1 pseudogene is annotated in these 466 nt (G+C 53.4%); it reads left to right on the forward strand.

The annotated features are described in order from the left end of the window. Window positions 1-68: 68 nt before the first annotated feature. A pseudogene (locus ABOC97_RS23930) lies at window positions 69-466 on the forward strand (IS5-like element IS5B family transposase); the annotation flags it as partial.

A 466-nucleotide genomic window follows, 5' to 3' on the forward strand; every position in this document is an offset into this window, starting at 1 on the left:
GGAAGGTGCGAACAAGTCCCTGATATGAGATCATGTTTGTCATCTGGAGCCATGGAACAGGGTTCATCATGAGTCATCAACTTACCTTCGCCGACAGTGAATTCAGCAGTAAGCGCCGTCAGACCAGAAAAGAGATTTTCTTGTCCCGCATGGAGCAGATTCTGCCATGGCAAAACATGGTGGAAGTCATCGAGCCGTTTTACCCCAAGGCTGGTAATGGCCGGCGACCTTATCCGCTGGAAACCATGCTACGCATTCACTGCATGCAGCATTGGTACAACCTGAGCGATGGCGCGATGGAAGATGCTCTGTACGAAATCGCCTCCATGCGTCTGTTTGCCCGGTTATCCCTGGATAGCGCCCTGCCGGACCGCACCACCATCATGAATTTCCGCCACCTGCTCGAGCAGCATCAACTGGCCCGTCAATTGTTCAAGACCATCAATCGCTGGCTGGCCGAAGCAGG

Source organism: Kluyvera huaxiensis, from assembly GCF_040149365.1.
Classification (GTDB): Bacteria; Pseudomonadota; Gammaproteobacteria; order Enterobacterales; family Enterobacteriaceae; genus Kluyvera; species Kluyvera intermedia_A.